The following is a 1,269-nucleotide window of genomic DNA, read 5'->3' as shown; positions in this document are numbered from 1 at the left end:
GTTTTGGTTTGAGTCACGCAGCCAATGCCGAGGTGCCGGTCATGGCGTGGAAGCGTGCCTCGGCTTCGGCTGGCGGGATGTTACCGATGGGCCCCAGGATCCGCCGGTGGTTGAACCAGTCGACCCATTCCAGGGTGGCGTACTCGACGGCCTCGAAGGAACGCCATGGCCCACGCCGGTGGATCACCTCGGCCTTGTAGAGACCGTTGATGGTTTCCGCCAGGGCGTTGTCATAGCTGTCGCCAACACTGCCGACCGAGGGTTCGATCCCCGCGTCGGCCAAGCGTTCGGTGTACTTGATCGAGACGTATTGGACGCCCCTGTCCGAATGGTGGATCAACCTACCGTGCTTGACCGGTCGCCGCTCATGCAAGGCCTGCTCCAGGGCATCAAGCACGAAGGCGGCATGGGCCGTCCGTGACACCCGCCAACCGACGATGCGCCGGGCGAGGGCGTCGATGACGAAGGCCACATAGACGAACCCCTGCCAGGTGGCGACGTAGGTGAAGTCCGACAGCCACAGCATGTTCGGCCGGGGCGCATGGAACTGGCGATTGACGTGGTCCAGCGGACAGGGCGCCGCTTTGTCGCTCACCGTGGTCTTCGCCGGTTTGCCCCGGATCACGCCTCGCAGGGCCATCTCCCGCATCAGCCGTGCGACCGTGCAGCGGGCCACGATCCGGCCTTCCCGCTTGAGCTGGTGCCAGACCTTGCGCACGCCATAGACAGCGAAGTTCTCGTCGAATACCCGCCGGATCGCGATCTTCAGCGCCATGTCCCGCCTGGCCCGTTCCGGCAGACGGTCCGGATCGGCTCGCCGGGATGCATGCCGATGATAGGTGGACGGGGCGATCGGCAGGACCTGGCAGATCGGCTCGACCCCGTGCGTACCCCGATGCTCGTCGATGAAGGCGATCATGGCTTGAACCGGCGGTCGAGCTCCGCCATCGCAAAATACGCGCTGGCCTTGCGTAGGATCTCATTCGCCTGCCGCAGTTCCCGGTTCTCCCGTTCCAACGCCTTCAGCCGTTCCGCCGTCTCGCTTGGAACACCGGCCCGCGTGCCAGCTTCAACTTCGGCCTTCTTCACCCATTCGTTCAGCGTCTGGCCGGAACAGCCAATCTTCGCCGCGATCGACACCACTGCCGCCCATCGCGACGGATGGTCCTTCTCATGATCCAGCACCAACCGAACCGCGCGGGTCCGGACCTCGGGGGAGAACTTGTTCGTCGTCTTGCTCATCGTGGCTTCAATCTCTCAGGAGTGGAA

The 1,269-nt window shown here is 64.3% G+C and carries 1 protein-coding gene and 1 other annotated feature; the gene reads right to left on the bottom strand.

The annotated features are described in order from the left end of the window. Positions 1–13: 13 nt before the first annotated feature. Positions 14–1,242 (bottom strand): IS3 family transposase gene (locus FBZ89_RS30630; protein ID WP_145754893.1). Its coding sequence is split into 2 segments (ribosomal slippage): positions 14–954 and positions 954–1,242, totalling 1,230 coding nucleotides; the frame shifts between segments, so codons are not numbered across the junction. After that, positions 845–961: a sequence feature (AL1L pseudoknot), on the bottom strand. Its footprint overlaps the gene before it by 117 nt. Positions 1,243–1,269: the final 27 nt, after the last annotated feature.

This window comes from Nitrospirillum amazonense, assembly GCF_007828045.1.
GTDB classification, from domain to species: Bacteria; Pseudomonadota; Alphaproteobacteria; order Azospirillales; family Azospirillaceae; genus Nitrospirillum; species Nitrospirillum amazonense_C.
This window is presented reverse-complemented; position numbering and strand designations above follow the sequence as displayed.